We start from the raw sequence: 290 nt of genomic DNA on the forward strand, positions 1-290 counted from the left end.
ATTCGAGCATCTAAGCCTAAATCAAGAACTTCACCGTAGTAATCGAAACCCTTACCAAACAATATTTTGGTTTCAGCTTGTTTAAATGGAGGGGCAAGCTTGTTTTTGACAACCTTAATCCTGGTTTCATTACCCATTGTACAATCGGTGACTTTATAGCTCCCCGTTCTGCGAATATCAATTCGCGTTGTAGCGTAGAACTTTAAAGCATTTCCACCTGTTGTTGTCTCAGGGTTTCCAAAACCACCAATTTTAAAACGAATTTGGTTTATGAAAATAGCCATGGTATT

At 38.3% G+C, this 290-nt stretch carries 1 pseudogene; it reads right to left on the reverse strand.

What is annotated here, in order from left to right:
- Positions 1-290, reverse strand: a pseudogene (gene recA, locus IQR33_RS36125) (recombinase RecA); the annotation flags it as partial.

The organism is Vibrio sp. OPT46 (assembly GCF_015163535.1).
Lineage (GTDB): Bacteria > Pseudomonadota > Gammaproteobacteria > Enterobacterales > Vibrionaceae > Vibrio > Vibrio alginolyticus.